General features: G+C 53.8%; 1 protein-coding gene. It reads right to left on the bottom strand.

The window, feature by feature from the left end:
* Window positions 1–36: 36 nt before the first annotated feature.
* Window positions 37–405, bottom strand: coding sequence for an ATP-binding protein (locus tag ACMV5I_RS29635; protein ID WP_414825982.1), 369 nt, complete (start codon window positions 403–405; stop codon window positions 37–39).
* Window positions 406–580: the final 175 nt, after the last annotated feature.

Here is a 580-nt window from a genome sequence, read left to right as displayed (position 1 = left end):
CGTGCTCATTTTATGCAGGTATTAGTGCGGGGGCGGTCAGCCTGCCCCGACGTTGATGTGAGGCTGGGTCTTAAAGACGGTTGAGGCAGCAACGCTGCCGTGCTCGCCCCGAAGGGGCGCTACGTTCTTCTGGCTGAGCTGGGCGATACGCGCCCGGTCCAGGTTGCGTGAGGGCTGGTAGTCGATATCGTGCACCGACGCTTCCAGTCTTAGCCGGGCTTTTTGCAGTAACCGGTTCTGTTTGCGCTGTTCCCGCTCCATTTTTTCCTGCGAGACCAGCAGCGCCAGCCTCTCGTTGAACGACAGTTCTTCGTAGGTACCCGGCTGTTCTGACTGCGTCGACAGCGCAGATGCCATCCCGGCAAGTTTTAACTCAACCAGTTGATTCATAATGCTGTTTGACATAACGACTCCTTGATGGTTAGGAGTTTGGATCGTTTCTTTTGAGAGCAGCAGACCATGAACGGTAGCGTGCCGTATCCCCTGATGGTGCAGTATCGCGAAGAGTTATACGTAAAAATGCCGGTTTTGCTGTGTTTTTAATCTAAAACCCATTTTTCAGGCGCACTTATCCAGAGCC

Origin of the sequence: Serratia sp. T13T92, assembly GCF_047530105.1 — a bacterium.
GTDB lineage: Bacteria > Pseudomonadota > Gammaproteobacteria > Enterobacterales > Enterobacteriaceae > Chania > Chania fonticola.
This window is presented reverse-complemented; position numbering and strand designations above follow the sequence as displayed.